Here is an 18,720-nt window from a genome sequence, read left to right as displayed (position 1 = left end):
TTTCTCTTGAATCATCTTTTTCATAAACAACTTTTGGTTCAATATCTTCAGTAACTACTTTGTCTTTAGCACCATTAGGTTGTGTAACTTCATCAGTAGAAACTTCAGTGATGTTACCATTCTCAGGATTTACAGTATAAACTGTAGTAGTTTTAACTACGTTATCACCTTGTTTTTTATAAGTAACTTTATCTTTTGCAGCTACTTTAACAACAGTGTTAGTCGCTGGAGTAATAACAGGTTCTTGTGGATGTTCTTCTACTGCTCCTGTATTTTCATTTACAGTATATGTTGTTGTTGTAACCTTGCTACCTTTTTGACCAGGAGTAGTGATATTCTCTGAATCTTTTTCTCTTGAATCATCTTTTTCATAAACAACTTTTGGTTCAATATCTTCAGTAACGACCTTATCTTTAGCACCATCTTCAGAAATAGTTTCTTTTGCTGAAGCTTCAGTTACATTTCCATTAGTCGGATCAACTACGTAAGTAGTTGTAGTTTTAACTACTTTATTACCTTCTTTACCGTAAAGAACTTTTGGTTTTGTACCAACTTCATAGACATTCTGAGTCATTGGTGTAGATGTTTCTGAAGTAATCGGATCTGAAAGATTTCCAGTCGTCTCATTAACAGTGTATGTTGTAGTTATTGTACGTAAACCATCTTGACCTTGAGTTATCAGATTGCTATAACCGCGATCTTTTTCTTCATTAGCAACATATTTATTAGTTGCTCGAATAGGTTCTGTGGTAACTTTCTTATTGCCTACTTTAATCACTTTTGGTTGCATTTCAGTTGTAACTCTTTCAGACTCAACAGGATCTGTTAATTCACCTGTATACGGAGCTACAGTATAAGTAGTTGTGATAGTTTTCACACCTTCTTGACCAGCCACTTCTTGTCTAGACTCAAAAGGAATTGTCTCATCAGCACGATAAATTGTCGCTATAGGTATTCTTTCAGTTCTTGTCGTAGTATTATTCACTGGTTGCCATAATGGTTGTAAAGTAATCGTTTCACCTGGTTGAACAGCATCGCGCGTCAATAGGTTTGTTCCGTCTTTTGACCACCCTAGGAATTTATGATTTTGTTTTGGTTGACTCGGTCTTGATAATGTTGGTAATGCGGTATCACTTGGAGTCACCTTAACTGGAGTAAAGTTCTCACCTTGGAATGTCAAAGTTGCATTTGATACTTCACGTACCCACGTTCCAGCAGTTGCAGTTGAGTTACCAGCGTATGCATCCGCCCAATCTGAAACCGTATATAAGCGTTCTTTATCCTCAACCTTGTGCCATTTATCGGTATATTGGTTGCCGTAGGAGTGAGTTGTCTGTATCGTTCTAATCCCATCAGCTTTAAATTTATCTCCGAGTTTAAGTTCTTTAAGTTTGCCTGTACCATCGAACATAAGATCCATTCTTGTTACTTTACTTGTGTCAAAATTCGTCACATCTAAGTTAGTTAATTTAGACATACTTCTGAACATAGAATCCATTCTTGTTACTTTACTTGTGTTAAAATTCGTCACATCTAAGTTAGTTAAGTTAGACATACCAGCGAACATAACACCCATATTCGTTACTTTACTTGTGTCAAAATGAGTCACATCTAAGTTAGTTAATTTAGACAAACCACTGAACATAGCACCCATATTCTCTACTTTACTTGTGTCAAAATGCGTCACATCTAAGTTAGTTAAGTTAGACATACCATAGAACATAGCACCCATATTCTCTACTTTACTTGTGTCAAAATGCGTCACATCTAAGTTAGTTAAGTTAGACATACCATAAAACATAAAACTCAGAATCGTTACATTACTTGTGTTAAAATTCGTCACATCTAAGTTAGTTAAGTTAGACATACCATAGAACATAGAACCCATATTTGTTGCATTACTTGTGTCAAAATTCGTCACATCTAAGTTAGTTAATTTAGACAAACCATAGAACATATAACTCATATTCTTTACTTTACTTGTGTCAAAATTCATAGTATCAAAAGTTAACGGGTTGAATTTTTTATCTGTGTATTTAATATTATCATAACTATGTCTAGAAAATATAAACCTACTATTTTCAGGCGCATAAACCTTACCCGCAAAACCAACATGCTTAATTTGTTCACCATAATTATCTTTCCAAGTAGATTCACCAGAATTATTCGTCAACGTATTCTTACCAACTTCTGGCTTAAACAATAGATACCCGTTTCCATATAATTCCCAAGGCACACCGTCTTCACCATGAGCAATCACGTTACCTTCTGGTTGAGGTACTTCCGGTGAACGAACTTCTCTCTTTCTACGTCTAGAACGTGTTACAGAAGTAGACTCTCTAAAAGAACTAGGCGTGGCTTCATTGGTTGCAGTTTTTGGCTTACTAGTTGCATCTTCAACATCTGCTGATATTCCATTAGGTGTTGAAGGTGTTGATTCAGTCGTTCCTTCGCCCATTCTAAAACCAGTTCCTTCTTGCATCTTTTTATCATTACGGGTGTCTTGGTTTTTCTTTGGTTCTACAGTTTCTTTCGCTTTCATTGATTTTAAGATAAAAGTTAGTAATTTAATTTCTTTAACTTTTGCGTCTACTTCTTTTTGAGTAGCTGTTTTTGAAGCTTGTAAGTCATTTGCTTCCTCGATTAATTTTTCAGCTTGTTCAATTTGTGCTTTATGTTTTTCGTTTGCACGAATACGATTCACTTCTGATTGTAACGCACTCACTTTTTCTTGTAATTCAGCCGTTTGTACGTTTAATTCTACTGGAGCTTCTACATTCGCTTTCTTTTCAGCAACTAGAGCTTCTTGAGGTTTTGGAGTTTCAACAACTTCAGTTTTAGATATTGAAATAACTTCAGTTTTTGGAGTTGCTGTTGTTCCATTATTTGTTGTAGGTACAACTTCTGGTTGCACTGTAGTATCGGTAACTTCCGATACTTTTTTCTCCTTATCTTCAGTTCCATTTTCTTGAGTTGTTACAACTGTTGTACCACTTACTACTTCACTTGCTTCAACATGATGTCCCAAAAAGAAGCCTGCTCCGATTAGCACACTTGCTGCTCCAACTTTTAACTTCTTTATGGAATATTTTTCAAATTTATGTCCAGCTTTTTTCTGGTTTACATATTCATTATTTTTTCCTACCATTTTTCACCTCAAAATAAAATAATTTTAACAAACCTAATTCTACCCCCCCCCCGAAAATTTCTGTCAAGTATTTTCACTCGAAATCATTTACACTGTGACCTTTTTTAGAGGAAATAGCGATATCATGAATTTTGAAAATAAAAATCTGTTTCAGAAACCAAAAAATTATCTCATAAAGTAAATTTCTTTTTCATTTTTAGGTGTAATGATTCAAAGATAGTCTCAGTTTCTGAAAAAGGGCAGACTATCCCCCCCTTAAATTTTCGCAATTTTTTAAAAAGTTATACAACTATAAATGCTACAATAAGAATGCACAATTTCGGGAATTTAAAAATGTACAAAATAGATTCACCAACAGGATTTGTCGATGAGGCAAAATAAAGAGCCCTCCGAATCATTCAGAAAGCTCTTTTCGCATTTCAATTTATAGATAAGTTTCTTTTTCAATGACTTCCACTAAAAAGTCACTTCTCCTTACGACAACTCTCGCTTAAGAGGTTGACTTTCAAAGTTCTTCACGTATGGTGCAATATTTTGGACATATTCTAACACGCCCATATACTCTCCTTGAGCATTTCGTACCGCATGATACGTAACATGAATCATTTTATCTTCTTTTTTAAACCACATTTCTTCTTTTTCTTTTTGACCAGAACGTAATTGTTCAAATAATTGTGTCACAATAGCATGACTTTTTGGTGGATGACAATTAATAACATCTCGACCAATCGCACTCTTTGTGCGTTGGAAGATTTTTTCTTCTCCGTTGCCTTCGTTGTAATATTTAACAATATTATCCTTATCCACAAATGATAATTCCATTGGAAGTAAGTTTAATAATAAGTCTAATTGTTCTAAGGATAAGGATCCAGTTGATAATGGAATATCTCCTGTTTCTTGAATTTCTTCTTTAGATTGAATTGGAGATGGTTTCTTTTCTACTTTCCATTCTGCTTCAGGAGTGACAATGCAATAGCCGTATTGTGGGGTATCTTGCGCCATCTTCTCCCAATCATCTACATGAAAAGCTTGTGCAATCATTGGAATTAAAATATTTTCCTCTTTAAAAATCATTTCTAGCAATTCTTCTTTAGCTACTAGAAACTGTTCCATGACATCATCCGTTTGGTTATGAAATGCTTGTTTGAAATTTTTATAAATTTCTCTAATTTCATCATGAACTCCCCACATCACTTTCGGAGGAGCTGTAATTCCTTTTGATTCCATAATCGGAAATAGGGCATATTCTTTTCTTAAATAATGATTTTCAAACTGATCGAGTAAGCCGATTTGTCGTTTTAGTCCTTTTAACAGTTCTTCATCTTTTGAAGATAGATAAACCTGTAACAATCGTTCAATACGGTCAATCGCTCCTCTAAGTGCTAAATTTTCTTTTTTCAAAACCATTACTGGATGCCCTTCTTTTTCAAAATCAGGCATTCCTTCTCCAGCTTCTACTTTTGCACTTATTAACGAAGCATGAATCTTACAAAGACGCATAATTTCTTCATAAGTAATTCCTTCTTGCATTAAGTTCCGTTCCATCACTTGAATTTCATAAGGAGAAACAGAATCAAAATGTTTGTTAAATTCTTCCTGAATAATTTCTTCTTTTTCCCCTTGATGTAATCGGAGCATTAATTCTTTTAATTTTTCTTGCCGTTCTAATGGTGACATTGCATCATTACCCATTGCTCTACCTGCTTTCTTTTACAATATATCCATTCAATTCTAATTGACGAATAATTGAATCCAGTGGGATTTTAACAATTTTAGATCCTTTTTTTAAGCTTGTAATTCTTCCAACTGTTTGAACCATCTGCGGCTGAGATAAAGGTGTAAATCCTAACTCAATGAGTAAATCTTTTACCTCAGGATGGTTTTGTAATGTTGTATATACTGAATCGTCTAAATATATCGTATTCATCGAATCTCTCCCATCTTATAATCGTTGCAACCCTAATAACCCAACTAATAAACAAATTACAATATAAATCCATACAACCATTGTTGTAAACACAACACCATAGGTTCCTTTTGGAGTTCTGTTCGCTTTGATATATGAACTGATTTCTTTACGGTAAAGGAATAAGAAAATCACCGATACACAACTAGTAATGATTAACAGCATATTTGTTACAGTATCTGCTAATTCTGCTCCTAAAAGTGCAGGTAAACCATTTTCTACTAATAAACTAAATCCAAAATTATTTAGTATATGGAAAAATACTGCCCATAAAAAACTATATTCCAGAGCAATATACGCAAACAATATCCCAACAAAGAAAGCAAAAACTCCTTGAATTAAATTCATATGGAATAACCCAAAAGCCATTGCTGAAATAAGAATACTAAAAATTTTCCCATAATGTTTTAAACGATAAACAACTCCACCACGAATCAATAATTCTTCAACAAATGGACCCACAAACGCTGCATAAATCACTAACATAAAGGAATCATCAGCACTTGTGGCTGATTCAATCGCACCTTTAGTACTTAAACCAATTTGATTTAAGAAAAATTCGAATAATTGAGCGCTTTGAGTAAAAATAAATTGGCAGCCAAACAGTATAATCGCAAACACTGCAAAATATTCCAATGTCATCTTCTTTTGACGATAAAAAATCGTTTCTTTCATATTGATCTGTTGTTTTTTATAAAAAATAGTAATGCCAACAATCACTGCAACAATATAACCAAAGTCAGATAAATTCTGCAGATAAGTCTCTGTTACCATTGGTAAAAAGTCTGGTCTCACAGTTTTCACCATTTTAATTAGTTCACTACTAAGGACAAATAGAGAAAGAATTCCCATAAAAATAGCTGTATACACTAATAAATGTTTAAACAGTTGTTTCATTAACTGTTTTAAAGGTGACTCCGTTTTTTTCACTACAATTTCTTCCTGAACTTCGACTACTTCAATTGATTCATTTTCCATTTACTGCTCCCCTTTTATCATATTTTTTTTGGACACTTCTTAATCGCAACATTAATAAGAAACAGTTTGACATTAAACCTGCAATTAATGCAATCCAATAAGCATACGGTCCTAAATCGGTCATCCAATCTAAAATAATACCAACCGGAAGACCAATGACCCAAAATCCTAATAAGCATAAAATAAATGGCATTTTTGCATCTTTATAACCACGTAATATCCCTTGAATCGGAGCCGCAACGGCATCAAACATTTGGAATAATAAACTATAGGATAAAAACACCATTGTTAATTGAATAAAACTTTCTGAACTTCCATATAATCCAGCAATCATTGGGCGGTTAAAATATAACCACACTAATGTTAGAAAAGCAATGATAACAGAAGTAGAAATCCCTAATCGAATATATTCTTTTGCGGACTTTTGATTTTTTTGTCCAATCTCATACGAAACAATAATCGTCAATGCATTAGAAATACTCATTGGGAAGGCATACGCCAAATATGAAAAATTCATAGCAGCTTGGTGTGACGCAATGACTTGTGATCCGAATTTAGCCATTAATAAACCAACCAGTGCAAAAATCGCTACTTCCCCAAAAACATTAAATCCAATGGGTAACCCTAATGCAAACGGCTCTTTCCACAATGGTAAATGCGGTCTTTCAAAACTTAATACATGATAAGGTTTCAATTTTGGATGTTTTTTAAGAACAACAATCGCCACGATTAATAACACCCAATAAGCCATCGCCGTTCCAAGACCTGCCCCTGGACCACCTAATTCGGGTAGTCCAAATTTTCCATAAATTAATGAATAATTAAAGAACATATTTAATGGAACAAGTAAAATCATTAGAAACATGGAAACTCTTGTTAACCCTAATGCATCAATGAAGGATCGAATGACACTAAAGAGTAAAAATGGAATAAATCCAATCGATAAGAGTAGTAAATATTCTCTAGCAATCGTGGATACTTCTGTTTCTAAATGCATTTGATTTAATGCGGGATTTAATCCAATTAAGCCAATACAAAATAAAAGAATCGCTAATAAAATTCCAATATACATAAATTGGAATACAATTTTTTGAATGCCATTTTTATCGTTCTTTCCAAGTAATTGCCCTACAATTGGAATCAGTGCTGCTACAATCCCATTTAGCAATGTAAAAAATGGATTATATAAACTTCCTGCAATGGAAACTCCTGCTAAGTGCATTTCATGATATTGTCCTGTCATAACCGTATCAATAAATTGCGCTGAAAAATTCGCTAATTGATATATTAGGACTGGAATTAAAATTTTAAATAATAATTTCAAACGTTCACTTGTATGATTTGTTTCGTACATAGTCACTCTCCTATTACAAAATCTAGTAATTGTTCTACAGAATCTAATACTAATACAGATTGTTCTTTCATTTTATGGACATCACTCCCGCTCGTTAAAACAGCAATTCCTCCACCACAATGTTTGGCATATGCCATATCTAAATAGGAATCACCTACATAAAAGATTTCATTCAATGGTACTCCTAATTGCTGACTCGCACCAATAAGTGAATCTGCGACCGGTTTAGCAGCATAATCATCAGGTGTTGCAACAAAATCAAATAAATGCCAAACTTTTAATATTTCAAAAATCGTTTTTGTTGGAATATAACTATCGTTTGTCACAACTCCTACTTTAATTCCCTTATGTTTTAATTCAGAAATTAAAAAAGCTACATCGCCAATTGGAACAATCATATCTGGATGTGCTAATAAATAATTTCTAAAATCTTGCAATACTTCATCATATAAAGCCATTTTATCAATTGAAAAATATTTTTCAATCTCGTCTAACATATCTTCAACTGTTCCTGAAGCAATCACACTATTTGGAACAATTTCACCTCGAACAATGCCTAATAACTCTAGCATTTGCTCAATCGTTATGGGTGAATCTTCTTTGATATGCTGTTTTAAAATTTTGCGGATGACCATTTCTGTTGGCTCGACCCACAGATTGTCTATATTAGTTAAAGTGCCATCCTTATCAAAAAGAATGGCCTTTACTTCGAGATTTCCTTTATTCGTTTGTAATTTCATTTGAATTCCTACTCTACATTTTGTAATTCAACACCGATAATATTATCCATCGCTTCAATTTGCTTTAAAATCACGGATAAATCAGTCGTTGATTCGGAAATATCTAACATTAATTGAACAATCGCTACACTATGGATTGCTAATCCTTGGAATATCGTTAATACATTCATATTATAACTGGCAAATAAATCTAATGTTTTAGACAATGTTCCTTTTTCATTTTTCATATGAATATTCAACGAAGCTTTTCTTCCATAAGTCACTGACGAAAATCCTTGAACTTTTCGATAATACTTATAATACACACTACGTGAAATTCCTACTAATTTTACTGCTTCTGTAACGTCCTTTGCTTGGTTAGTTGCTAATAATTCTTTTGCTTTTAGTACTTTAGAAAACACAGGAGGCACAGCATCTGCTGACACTAAAAAATGTTTTTGGTTTTCCATAACTTTCACCTCGGTCTTATTGTATACGATACGAGGACAAAATACTATAATTTTTTATATAAAATCATAAGGAGTTAACCCTTCCATCCCAATCATTGGATCAATTTCACAAGAATCGATTAATGCCATTGTTAAAATAAAGGATTTCTTATCTGCCACAACAACTTTTTCTGAAGTTACAGAGTACGTTTCGATTTCTTCTGCGACGGTACTCTTTTCAATAACCCTTTGTTGTTTAGGTTGTAGATCCGTAATCAATTCTGTCGTATTTTCTAACGATTCTACTGTATGAATCTCATGACTCTCTTCCTCAATCGTAAAACTTTCAAAACTATTTCCTACTAATAAATCTTTTAAGCACGTTTGACGACTTGCACTTTGGCGATTTGCTGCTTCTTGGAATGCTTCGTATTGCCCACACATAATTAAGAATTTCTTACTTCTTGTCACTGCGGTATACAGCAAATTCCGTTGCAACATCCGTTGATATTGACCTACCATTGGTAAAATCACCATTTGGAATTCACTACCTTGTGCTTTATGAATCGAACAACAATAAGCATGCGTCAATTGAATAAAGTCATTGCGTTTATATTCTACTTCTACATGATCAAAAGAGACATAGATTTTATCGACTTGATCTTCATTTTCTTTGGCAAATATAATCGCAGTAATTTCTCCAATATCCCCATTATAAATATTTTCTTCAGCAACATTAACTAACTGCAATACTTTATCCCCTACACGGAACACTCGGTCAAATGATTCAATTTCACGAACAGAATTTCCGATTTTTGGATTTAAAATATTTTGCATCATTTTATTAATTTCATGAATACCAGCTTCTCCTTTATACATTGGGGCAAGCACTTGAATATCTTTTTTCTGATAACCTTTTTTAATAGCTTTCACCACAATTTGTTCAATCACATCTAAAACCTGAGTCGAACGGCATGGAATAAAGGTACGGTCTGGTTGATTTTGAGTAAAGTCCATTGGTAAATGCCCATCTTTAATGGAGTGCGCTAATGTTACTATACTTGAAGAATCTTTTTGTCGGTGAATATGCGTTAATTCAATCGAAGGAATTTTATTCGATAATAGAAAATCCGTTAACACTTGTCCCGGTCCTACAGAAGGCAATTGATTTTTATCTCCTACAAATAAAATCTTCGTTTTAGCAGGAGTCGCACGAAGCAAGCGATTCATTAGCCAAGTATCGACCATCGACATCTCATCAATAATTAAAAAGTCGCAACTTAACGAACGAGAATCATCGGAATCCTCACTTTCTAATTCAGAATTTTCTTCTGCAGAAATTCCTAACATCCGATGAATGGTTGAAGCAGAAATTCCCGTTAACTCATTCATACGCTTCGCTGCTCTTCCAGTTGGAGCCGCCAGTTGAATGGCATCAGAATCAAAAGTTATCTCTTCTAAATAGCGATACATTTCTACAACACCATTAATAATCGTTGTTTTCCCTGTACCTGGTCCTCCAGTTAAAATAAACAAGGATTCTTGCATAATTTTAATGAGTGCTTGTTTTTGAGACTCATCATAAATGATACCAAATTTCTTTTGAACATGCTGAATGGCCTCTTCTATCTGTTCCTCAGTATACTGAGATTTTTTTGACAATTCCATACGATGATGAATTGCATTCACAATACCAATTTCCGCATAATATAAAGAAGCTAATGATAAATGATTTTCTTCAGAAATAATAATCCCTTCACGAATTAATTCATTTAATGCATTCACGATTTGATCTGGTTCAATTAAAAATGAACGAGTTTGTTCTAATAATTTTTGAGCTGCAAGGACAACTTCTTTATCGATTAAATACGTATGCCCTTCTTGATAAGACAAATCCCTTACCACTACATAAACAGCACCTTTTATACGATATAAACTATCTGCTGCAATCTCTAATTGTTGCGCAATGGCATCAATTCGTCTAAAGCCAAGTCCTTCAATGGACTGTAATAACACATATGGATCTTCTTTAATAATATCCATCGTTTTCTCTTTATAGAGCATCATAATTTTCTGCGCAAATACTGGAGTAAATCCCATATTCGTCAATTCAAATAAAATACGTTCTGTACCTTGATTTTCGATAATAATACTACGAATACTCTCACATTTTTTAGCTGATAATCCTGGTACATTTTTTAAGCAATCCTCGTCTTGAATGATTTGCTCAATCGCATTTTCACCTAAACAGTCCACAATCTTCTCAGCTGTTTTTTCTCCAATACCAGGAAATCGTCCACTAGAAAAATAAGCAATAAGTCCTTTTTTTCCAGTAGGTTGATGTTGTTGATAACTCAAGACGGAAAACTGTTGCCCATATTTTGGATGCGAAACGACTTTTCCATTAAAACGATAAGGGGAATGATCATGAATCGTGCCAATAATTCCCGTCACAACTATCTCATCTGAGTCTAGTTGCATACTACTTTCTTGTACTCGAATTAATAATACTTTGTAAAAATTTTGCGGATTTTCAAAAAATGTCGCTAAAACTTCTCCTACAATGTATTCTTCACTCATGACTTCCCTCTTTTCTATCTATTTTAAACGTATTGACGTTCGTTTCCTTCCATATAAGCTTTATCAATAATGCCTCCACCTAAGCAGATGTCTCCATCATAAAATACAACTGCTTGTCCAGGTGTAATCGCACGTACTGGCTCTTCAAAGTATACCATAGCTTTTGTCTTGTCGTTTTCTTGGAATACGACACGCACTTTTGTATCTTGTTGACGATATCTGAATTTGGCAGTACATTCAAATTCATTTGGTTTTTCTTCATCTGTATTAAATTGCAAATCTGTCGCAAATAATGAGTCAGAATAAAGATTAGGATGATGGAATCCTTGTCCAACATAAAGTGTATTGGTGCTTAAATCTTTTCCTACAACAAACCATGGATCATTGGTTTTACCACCACCACCGATTCCTAATCCTTGACGTTGACCAATCGTATAATACATTAAACCAGCATGGTCTCCTTTAACCTCGCCATCTAATGTTACCATTTTACCAGGTTTAGCTGGTAAATAATGAGACAAGAATTCATTGAAGTTTCTCTCTCCAATAAAACATACACCTGTTGAATCTTTTTTCTTAGCAGTTGCTAAATCGAATTCTTCTGCAATTTTACGGACTTCTTTTTTCTCTAAATGCCCAATTGGGAACATTGCTTTTGATAATTGCTGTTGATTTAATTGACTTAAGAAATACGTTTGATCTTTATTATTATCCACTCCACGTAATAAACGAACTACTCCATTCTCGTCTTTTTCCACACGAGCATAATGTCCCATTGCTACATAGTCTGCTCCTAATTGAAGGGCATAATCTAAGAAAGCTTGGAATTTTACTTCTTTATTACACATTACATCCGGATTAGGAGTTCTTCCTAATCGATATTCTTTTAAGAAATATTCAAATACACGATCCCAATATTCCTTTTCAAAATTAACAGAATAATATGGAATTCCAATTTGTTCAGCTACTGCTGCCACATCTTTATAATCTTCTGTTGCTGTACATACACCATTTTCATCTGTATCATCCCAGTTTTTCATGAAGATACCAATCACATCGTATCCAGCTTGTTTTAATAAAAGAGCAGTTACTGAAGAATCAACTCCACCACTCATTCCGACTATTACACGGATATTTTCCTTATTCATTCATTCACCATCATTTCTAATTTTTCTCTGTTTTAACGATTTGAAGGTCGCTGTATCATTTTTATAACACTTTCTAAAAATTTTTTCAAAAAATTTTTCTCAAAATCTTCTTAAAGGCGATAACGATAGGAATTATAGCCTTACATACATTTGACAAATAAATTTATTTTCACTACAATTATTATTGGTAAAAGGGGGGCATAAGTGTATGATAATATCTTTACGAGCAGCGCGGGTTAATCGTAATTTGACACTCTTAGAAGCCGCCAAATACCTAAAAATTAATAAAGATACTTTAACGAAGTATGAAAAAGATTCTACGAATCTTCCATATTCTTTAAGTAAACGCATGCAGGAACTCTATGAGATCCCAGGCGAAAATCTTTATTTTGGCGATACTTTAAGCTTCGTGGCGCAGTTTAAGCCACTCCCTCACGAAGAAGATCAACACTAGTGATCGGAATACCTTCCCGTGCTATGTATAGAAACGAGACAGAGTAAACTCTGCCTCGTTTTTTATATTTCTTCTAATACACCACGTTCTACTAAACCTTCAAGAATAAATTCTAATTTCTCAATCGCATATGCATTTTTTTCATTTCCATATAATTGAACAGTTTGTAGTCCATCTTTTGTTGTTGTTGAAATTTTTAATAATTTCATTGCTTTATCAACGGAAACTTTTAATTTTAATCCACGATGTCCGACTACTAAGTCATCTAAACTGCGAATTAATTGAAAATTACCAGATTTTGTTTCGACAAATCCGTTATCTCTTAATGTATATCCTTTTACCGTTGGAGATACTTGATAAACATGATTTGAGTTTTTTAATGTTGCTGTTTGAGTAAATGCCATATGAACACTTCCTTTCATCACTTTCTTCTAGTTTAGCATACTATGGACGTTTAATCGAGGATATTGAGGAAATAAATGCATCAATATCTTCCGTAGTCGTTTCTCCTCCAAAGGACAAACGAACAGATTCTACAACTCTATTTTTATTCTGAGGATACATGAGTGATAATACAGGACTAGGCTCTAAACTTCCAGCAGAACAAGCAGAACCCGCTGAAACAGCTACTTGATGTAGATCACACATGATTAATGTTTGACTGGCAGGAATACCTTTTAACCATACATTACAAATATGAGGGCTCTTTTTTGATGTATCCCCATTGATTTCAAAAGGAATGTTACGAGTTATTAATTGTTCTTGTAAATACTCTGATAATTTAATATATCTATTCTTCTTCTCATTTCTAGTTTGAATCGCTAGTGCAAGAGCTTTTTGAAAACCAACAATATATGGAACATTTTCAGTTCCTGCTCTCCACCCTTGTTCTTGGCCTCCACCTTTAATCAGTGCATGAATCGGTGCAGATTTTTTCTTATATAAAAATCCAATTCCTTTTGGCGCATGAATTTTATGCCCTGAAGCAGATAAATAATCAATATGAGAAGTCGCTACATCCATTTCTTCTTGGGCAAATGCCTGAACTGCATCTGTATGGAAATAAGCAGGATGTTCCACTAATAACTCACCAATTTCATGAATCGGTTGATACGCTCCAGTTTCGTTATTAACGGTCATAATCGATACTAAACGTGTCTTCTCCGTTAAAGCTTCTTCCACTTGTTTAACAGAAATACAACCTGACTCATCAGGAACTAACGCAATAATCGTGAATCCTAATTTTTCAGCATATGCTGCAGCTTTTTTAACCGATGGATGCTCGATTCCTGAAATAATGATTTCTCCTTTTTCTTTTGCAAAATGCTGGCAAATGGATTCAAACACTAAATTATTCGCTTCTGAACCTGAACCTGTAAAAATAATGGAATCATTCGTAGCAGCATGTAATTCTTGTAATATATCTTTTTTAGCAGCTTGAATCTTTTGTTTTTGAGTACGACCAATTTGGTAAACACTAGAAGGATTGCCAAAATATGCCATTTCTTCAAAAATTGCCTTTTTTACTTCCTCTACAACCGGTGTAGTGGCAGCATAATCTAAATAATGCAACGATATCGTCCTTTCTTTTGGATAAAATTTTACATCTATCATTTTCTACTCTTACTAGTATAGTATATTTTTCAAAATAAGGTAAATATTTTTGACTCACGTCAGTATTTAAACTATGCTAGAATAGAACAGATAGAAAGTGAGGAGAATTATGAAAAATCAACCATTAGCATACCGAATGAGACCCACTTGCTTAGAAGAAGTTGTTGGACAACAACATTTAGTAGCACCTGGAAAAATTATTGCTCGAATGATTGCCGCTAAACAACTCTCTTCGATGATTTTATATGGCCCTCCTGGAATTGGAAAAACAAGTATTGCCAGTGCCATTGCAGGAACAACAAAGTATGCCTTTCGAACATTAAATGCCGCCACTGATACAAAAAAAGAATTACAAATTGTCATTGAAGAAGCAAAGATGAGCGGAACAGTCATTTTATTACTGGATGAAATTCATCGCTTAGATAAACCAAAACAAGATTTCCTTCTTCCACATTTAGAAAATGGACGTGTCATTTTAATAGGAGCCACCACAGAAAATCCCTATATTGCCATTAACCCAGCCATTCGCAGTCGAACACAAATTTTCGAACTCATCCCACTGACACCAGAAGAAATTCATCAAGCGCTCAAACGTGCATTAACAGATGAAACAAAAGGATTAGGAAACTATGATGTGGAAATCACAGACGGAGCGATACATACATTGACGCATTTTTCAAATGGAGATGTTAGAAGTTCACTAAATGCTTTAGAATTAGCAGTGAAATCTACTCTGGAAAATGAAGATGGAAAAATTATTATTACAGAAGAAATCGCAGGAAACTGTCTACAAAGAAAAGTCTTCGCACATGATAAAAACGGAGATCAACATTATGATGTCATCTCCGCTTTTCAAAAATCGATTCGAGGAAGTGACGTAGATGCAGCACTTCACTATATGGCAAGGCTCATTGAAGCAGGCGAACTCATTACCTTAATTAGACGATTATTAGTCATTGCTTATGAAGATATCGGATTAGCAAACCCAGCAGGAGCCAGTCGAGCCGTATTAGCTGTACAAGCTGCCGAAAAACTAGGTTTACCCGAAGCAAGAATCCCACTTGCCAATGCAGTGATTGAATTAGCCCTTTCCCCTAAATCAAACACAGCAATTCTCTCCATTGATGCAGCACTCTCAGATGTTAGACAAGGGAAATCAGGAAACATCCCTTCCCACTTACAAGATGCACACTATCAAGGAGCTCAAAAATTAGGACGAGGAACGAATTACCAATACCCACATAACTATCCAAATCACTGGGTAAAACAACAATACTTACCAGATACACTCAAACATACACAATACTTCCACCCAGACCCAACTTCGAAATTCGAAGAAGCGTTGAAGGAACAGTATAAGAAGTTTCAATAATACGGAAATATCCCCCGATAAGAAATTCTTGCGGGGGATGTTTTCATAAGTCGAAACATACTTGGATTCATATAAAATCAAATCTTCTTTATTTAATAAATAGTTCATATATCTCCCTTTGAAATTAATTTATCGGTATATACTCTAAAACAATATCACAAAGATTACCCTTTTCATCATACCCAAAATATACAGGATACTGTCCATCTCCAAAACCAGACTGAATCATAGGAATTGATAAATCTGTATTAGGAATTTTAAAGTTTATCCAGTCTCCATCTTCTCTTTGAAATTTTGGATTTTTCATGGCATTTTCTTTAAATTCCTTTGCAAAAAAATCATTATAAATATTTTTTTCAGTATTTTCTTTATACCACTTCTCTACAAAATCACAATATTTATCTCTTGTTTCTACATCAACTATAGTTGCCAATCCTGCATCAACCATAAATCCAAAAATACTTTCATTATCTACACCTTCTAGGTTTTCATCACCTTTTAAAGCTTCGTAATAAATCACAGGCTTATTTTCATTAAATTTTACTCTTGTAAGTACATAACGATAGTGTTCTTCTTCGATTTCTGCTACCAAAGTTTCAATGCTATACTTTCCTCTTGGCACTTTGGTTAAGTAAGGTTTTTCTTCTCTACTCAGCCAAACCAAAGGATCTCTTACCAAAAGTTCTCCCGTAGGAAATATGATTTCTCCCATTTCTAAAACAAATAATTTTTTTCCATGAATTTCATTTTTTTCAAAAACTTCTGCATAGTTCATAGGGGCAACTAATAAATGTTTTACTGTTTCATATTTTTTAATCCATTCTTTTGTTGTATTCATATATACTCCTTTAAAAATTTATCATTCTACGCTATTCCTAATCTTTCACCACGTATTTTAAAAATAGTATCGACATCCATATCAAACATCTTGCTTTTGAAATTTATTTCTTCAAAATAATAGCTCACTTTTTCTTTGTCGAATTCATTTTCTAATTGTTTCCATAAATCTTTAGTTAATACCACAAATGCCAAAGTATCATTCCCAAGACTTTCAATACAAAAACGAATTTCATACTTGGGTTGAATAAACTCATTTATAGATTTAATGGTTGTATCTCTATCCATTTTTTCCTTATAGGGTATCATAAATGACTTATCTTTATGTTTTAAATAAATATCTTCTCCATAAGGTTTCCCATTATCTTTTAATACTATTTCTATCTTATCTTCTAGTTTTTCATTTACATAAGAGATGATATCTTCATCATATTCTCTATGATCGACCCATATAAGAGTATCGGATTCTAAAAGTTCTTCAAAATTGTTCGTATCTTCTAAAAAAGATTTTAATCTTATAAATGTATTATCCATAAATTTTCTCCTTATTTACTTTCAAAATAAGATTGTAGAATATAAATTCATAGTTACTTTTCTATATTAATTATACCATTTTGCATATACCCTTATAAAGCGAAATAATTCACGAATAAAAAACAAGTTGATGTAAAAACACCAACTTGCACTTTTAGAATTACTTAAAAGTCAGATAAAAATTCGAGAGTGTAGACTCTCTTGGGCTATTCTCCTGAAGTAAGTTTCATAATATTATAGTTTCATGCAAAGTGTAGCAATATAGTCATTTCCATAACGGGTTAATCTATTTCTTTTATCACATGATTCATAAAAATCGATCATAGCAAGACCATTTTTAAGTTGTCCTCTAATCTGACTTTCTAATGTATGGCTAAATTCATATCCATATTCTGGATTTATAGTTATCTTGCCTTCTTGTTCAAGTTCTTTTGAATTAAAAGGAAGTGGAAACTTCAAAAGTAATTCCTCATCGGGTTGATCCCAAACAATATCAGCATCATACATATATATCCAAGGATTCATAAATCCGACCATTAATAGTCCGCCCTTTTTCAATACTCGAGAGGCTTCTTTATACATGTTCTCTAGATCTTCGATATATACATTAGAAACCGGATTGAAAATAATATCAAAAGTTTCATCATCAAATGGAAATGGTTTTGTCATATCTCCTTGAACTGTACTGATTTTTAAGCCTTCTCTTTTAGCAACCATCTCATCTCTTTCTAATTGTGATGTCGAAAAATCCATTATTGTTACATCATAGCCTTTTAGAGCAAAAACTGGACCCTGCTGTCCACCACCACAAGCTAAGCCTAATAGCTTTTTTCCATTGGCTTTTTCAAACCATTCTTCCGGAACTTTTTTCCCGACCGTTAATGCAACAGAAATTGGATTATTTCTAAGTTCTTCTAATTGTTCATGTGTCAATGGAGCAGTATAGTCATTGTTTACATTATTCCATCTATTTTCATTAAACTTTATATAATTGTTCATCTTATAATTTCCTCGTAATTTATACTATTTTGATTTAAGTTGGATATGTTGCCATTATATTTTTAACAGCTCTACAATTTTTAGAGCTTCATTTTGAGCCTCATAATCGATCCTATCATTTCAATTAAACAACGTTACAATCACACCACTATCAGAAAATGTTTATTTGATTTTCTTCGTTTCTTGTTTTTCTTTTGACTGACTTAAATACCAAAATGAAATATACGTTATCAGTGCAATGAAAATATTATGGAACAACCCTAATTGCATTTGATTGAAAACAAAATAATATATCGTAAAAACTAACGCAATCACAATATTACTTTTAATAATTTTTTTCAGACCAAACTGTTCTTTTCCAATCAGTATAATGAATAAATGACCTAATAGTATCATTATAATTGACAGTATTATAGAAAACTCTGTTGACCTTAACAAAAGCGTATTCCCTAAGAAGAGTAGAATAAATCCGTAAAACCATTTTTTATTGTGTACCATAATACTCATCTCCTTTACATTTTATATTGTAAACGTTTTTATTTTTTTGTCAATTTTGACTTAAAATGTA

The 18,720-nt window shown here is 33.3% G+C and carries 17 protein-coding genes; 2 read left to right on the top strand and 15 right to left on the bottom strand.

Annotation, left to right across the window (positions count from 1 at the left end):
- The 9 genes from RWL86_RS04365 to mnmA form a co-directional block, all read right to left on the bottom strand.
- Positions 1-3,148 (bottom strand): BspA family leucine-rich repeat surface protein (locus RWL86_RS04365; RefSeq protein ID WP_314077351.1); only part of this gene is annotated, 3,148 nt, incomplete at its 3' end.
- Between the two features lie 474 nt (positions 3,149-3,622).
- Positions 3,623-4,840: a DUF438 domain-containing protein gene (locus RWL86_RS04360; RefSeq protein ID WP_314077350.1), complete on the bottom strand. Its 1,218-nt coding sequence runs from the start codon at positions 4,838-4,840 to the stop codon at positions 3,623-3,625.
- Positions 4,841-4,844: 4 nt separating this feature from the next.
- Complete coding sequence (locus tag RWL86_RS04355; RefSeq protein ID WP_314077349.1) at positions 4,845-5,075, bottom strand: DUF1858 domain-containing protein; 231 nt, start codon at positions 5,073-5,075, stop codon at positions 4,845-4,847.
- 15 nt (positions 5,076-5,090) lie between these two features.
- On the bottom strand, positions 5,091-6,092 hold the full coding sequence (locus RWL86_RS04350) for a CPBP family intramembrane glutamic endopeptidase (protein WP_314077348.1): 1,002 nt from the start codon (positions 6,090-6,092) through the stop codon (positions 5,091-5,093).
- On the bottom strand, positions 6,082-7,446 hold the full coding sequence (locus RWL86_RS04345; protein WP_314077347.1) for an MATE family efflux transporter: 1,365 nt from the start codon (positions 7,444-7,446) through the stop codon (positions 6,082-6,084). Before RWL86_RS04345 ends, RWL86_RS04350 begins: the two co-directional genes overlap by 11 nt.
- 2 nt (positions 7,447-7,448) lie before the next feature.
- Positions 7,449-8,186 (bottom strand): HAD-IA family hydrolase, encoded by a 738-nt coding sequence (locus tag RWL86_RS04340; protein WP_314077346.1) that lies wholly within the window; start codon positions 8,184-8,186, stop codon positions 7,449-7,451.
- 8 nt (positions 8,187-8,194) lie between these two features.
- Positions 8,195-8,635, bottom strand: coding sequence for an ACT domain-containing protein (locus tag RWL86_RS04335; protein WP_314077345.1), 441 nt, complete (start codon positions 8,633-8,635; stop codon positions 8,195-8,197).
- Positions 8,636-8,689: 54 nt separating this feature from the next.
- Entirely contained in the window at positions 8,690-11,194 is a 2,505-nt protein-coding gene (locus RWL86_RS04330; RefSeq protein WP_314077344.1) for an ATP-dependent RecD-like DNA helicase, read from the bottom strand.
- 23 nt (positions 11,195-11,217) lie between these two features.
- Positions 11,218-12,342 (bottom strand): tRNA 2-thiouridine(34) synthase MnmA, encoded by a 1,125-nt coding sequence (gene mnmA, locus RWL86_RS04325; RefSeq protein ID WP_314077343.1) that lies wholly within the window; start codon positions 12,340-12,342, stop codon positions 11,218-11,220.
- A 208-nt stretch (positions 12,343-12,550) separates the two neighbouring features.
- Here mnmA and RWL86_RS04320 point away from each other — a divergent pair, with 208 nt between their 5' ends.
- On the top strand, positions 12,551-12,796 hold the full coding sequence (locus tag RWL86_RS04320) for a helix-turn-helix transcriptional regulator (RefSeq protein ID WP_314077342.1): 246 nt from the start codon (positions 12,551-12,553) through the stop codon (positions 12,794-12,796).
- Between the two features lie 62 nt (positions 12,797-12,858).
- On the opposite strand, the gene RWL86_RS04315 is transcribed toward RWL86_RS04320, so the two are convergent.
- Complete coding sequence (locus RWL86_RS04315) at positions 12,859-13,200, bottom strand: cysteine desulfurase (protein ID WP_314077341.1); 342 nt, start codon at positions 13,198-13,200, stop codon at positions 12,859-12,861.
- Positions 13,201-13,240: 40 nt separating this feature from the next.
- Complete coding sequence (locus RWL86_RS04310) at positions 13,241-14,410, bottom strand: cysteine desulfurase family protein (RefSeq protein ID WP_314077340.1); 1,170 nt, start codon at positions 14,408-14,410, stop codon at positions 13,241-13,243.
- Between the two features lie 109 nt (positions 14,411-14,519).
- On the opposite strand from RWL86_RS04310, the gene RWL86_RS04305 reads away from it, so the two are divergent.
- Positions 14,520-15,782: a replication-associated recombination protein A gene (locus RWL86_RS04305; protein ID WP_314077339.1), complete on the top strand. Its 1,263-nt coding sequence runs from the start codon at positions 14,520-14,522 to the stop codon at positions 15,780-15,782.
- Positions 15,783-15,906: 124 nt separating this feature from the next.
- On the opposite strand, the gene RWL86_RS04300 is transcribed toward RWL86_RS04305, so the two are convergent.
- The 4 genes from RWL86_RS04300 to RWL86_RS04285 form a co-directional block, all read right to left on the bottom strand.
- Positions 15,907-16,620: a DUF4241 domain-containing protein gene (locus tag RWL86_RS04300; protein ID WP_314077338.1), complete on the bottom strand. Its 714-nt coding sequence runs from the start codon at positions 16,618-16,620 to the stop codon at positions 15,907-15,909.
- 26 nt (positions 16,621-16,646) lie between these two features.
- Positions 16,647-17,153, bottom strand: coding sequence for a hypothetical protein (locus tag RWL86_RS04295; RefSeq protein WP_053091578.1), 507 nt, complete (start codon positions 17,151-17,153; stop codon positions 16,647-16,649).
- 234 nt (positions 17,154-17,387) lie between these two features.
- Positions 17,388-18,152, bottom strand: coding sequence for a class I SAM-dependent methyltransferase (locus tag RWL86_RS04290; RefSeq protein WP_314077337.1), 765 nt, complete (start codon positions 18,150-18,152; stop codon positions 17,388-17,390).
- A 162-nt stretch (positions 18,153-18,314) separates the two neighbouring features.
- The gene (locus tag RWL86_RS04285; protein WP_314077336.1) at positions 18,315-18,650 is read right to left on the bottom strand and encodes a hypothetical protein; all 336 of its coding nucleotides are present in this window, start codon (positions 18,648-18,650) and stop codon (positions 18,315-18,317) included.
- Between the last annotated feature and the right edge of the window lie 70 nt (positions 18,651-18,720).

Source organism: uncultured Granulicatella sp., assembly GCF_963515095.1.
In the GTDB taxonomy this organism is placed as follows: Bacteria; Bacillota; Bacilli; order Lactobacillales; family Aerococcaceae; genus Granulicatella.
Note: the sequence above shows the minus strand (reverse complement) of the source record. Positions and strands in the feature narration are given on the sequence as shown.

Excerpts from the sequence above, each read along its gene's own strand:
- RWL86_RS04360 (WP_314077350.1), bottom strand. The coding sequence starts at position 4,840 with ATGGGTAATGATGCAATGTCACCATTAGAACGGCAAGAAAAATTAAAA.
- RWL86_RS04355 (WP_314077349.1), bottom strand. The coding sequence starts at position 5,075 with ATGAATACGATATATTTAGACGATTCAGTATATACAACATTACAAAAC.
- RWL86_RS04350 (WP_314077348.1), bottom strand. The coding sequence starts at position 6,092 with ATGGAAAATGAATCAATTGAAGTAGTCGAAGTTCAGGAAGAAATTGTA.
- RWL86_RS04345 (WP_314077347.1), bottom strand. The coding sequence starts at position 7,446 with ATGTACGAAACAAATCATACAAGTGAACGTTTGAAATTATTATTTAAA.
- RWL86_RS04340 (WP_314077346.1), bottom strand. The coding sequence starts at position 8,186 with ATGAAATTACAAACGAATAAAGGAAATCTCGAAGTAAAGGCCATTCTT.
- RWL86_RS04335 (WP_314077345.1), bottom strand. The coding sequence starts at position 8,635 with ATGGAAAACCAAAAACATTTTTTAGTGTCAGCAGATGCTGTGCCTCCT.
- RWL86_RS04330 (WP_314077344.1), bottom strand. The coding sequence starts at position 11,194 with ATGAGTGAAGAATACATTGTAGGAGAAGTTTTAGCGACATTTTTTGAA.
- mnmA (WP_314077343.1), bottom strand. The coding sequence starts at position 12,342 with ATGAATAAGGAAAATATCCGTGTAATAGTCGGAATGAGTGGTGGAGTT.
- RWL86_RS04320 (WP_314077342.1), top strand. The coding sequence starts at position 12,551 with ATGATAATATCTTTACGAGCAGCGCGGGTTAATCGTAATTTGACACTC.
- RWL86_RS04315 (WP_314077341.1), bottom strand. The coding sequence starts at position 13,200 with ATGGCATTTACTCAAACAGCAACATTAAAAAACTCAAATCATGTTTAT.
- RWL86_RS04310 (WP_314077340.1), bottom strand. The coding sequence starts at position 14,410 with ATGATAGATGTAAAATTTTATCCAAAAGAAAGGACGATATCGTTGCAT.
- RWL86_RS04305 (WP_314077339.1), top strand. The coding sequence starts at position 14,520 with ATGAAAAATCAACCATTAGCATACCGAATGAGACCCACTTGCTTAGAA.
- RWL86_RS04300 (WP_314077338.1), bottom strand. The coding sequence starts at position 16,620 with ATGAATACAACAAAAGAATGGATTAAAAAATATGAAACAGTAAAACAT.
- RWL86_RS04295 (WP_053091578.1), bottom strand. The coding sequence starts at position 17,153 with ATGGATAATACATTTATAAGATTAAAATCTTTTTTAGAAGATACGAAC.
- RWL86_RS04290 (WP_314077337.1), bottom strand. The coding sequence starts at position 18,152 with ATGAACAATTATATAAAGTTTAATGAAAATAGATGGAATAATGTAAAC.
- RWL86_RS04285 (WP_314077336.1), bottom strand. The coding sequence starts at position 18,650 with ATGGTACACAATAAAAAATGGTTTTACGGATTTATTCTACTCTTCTTA.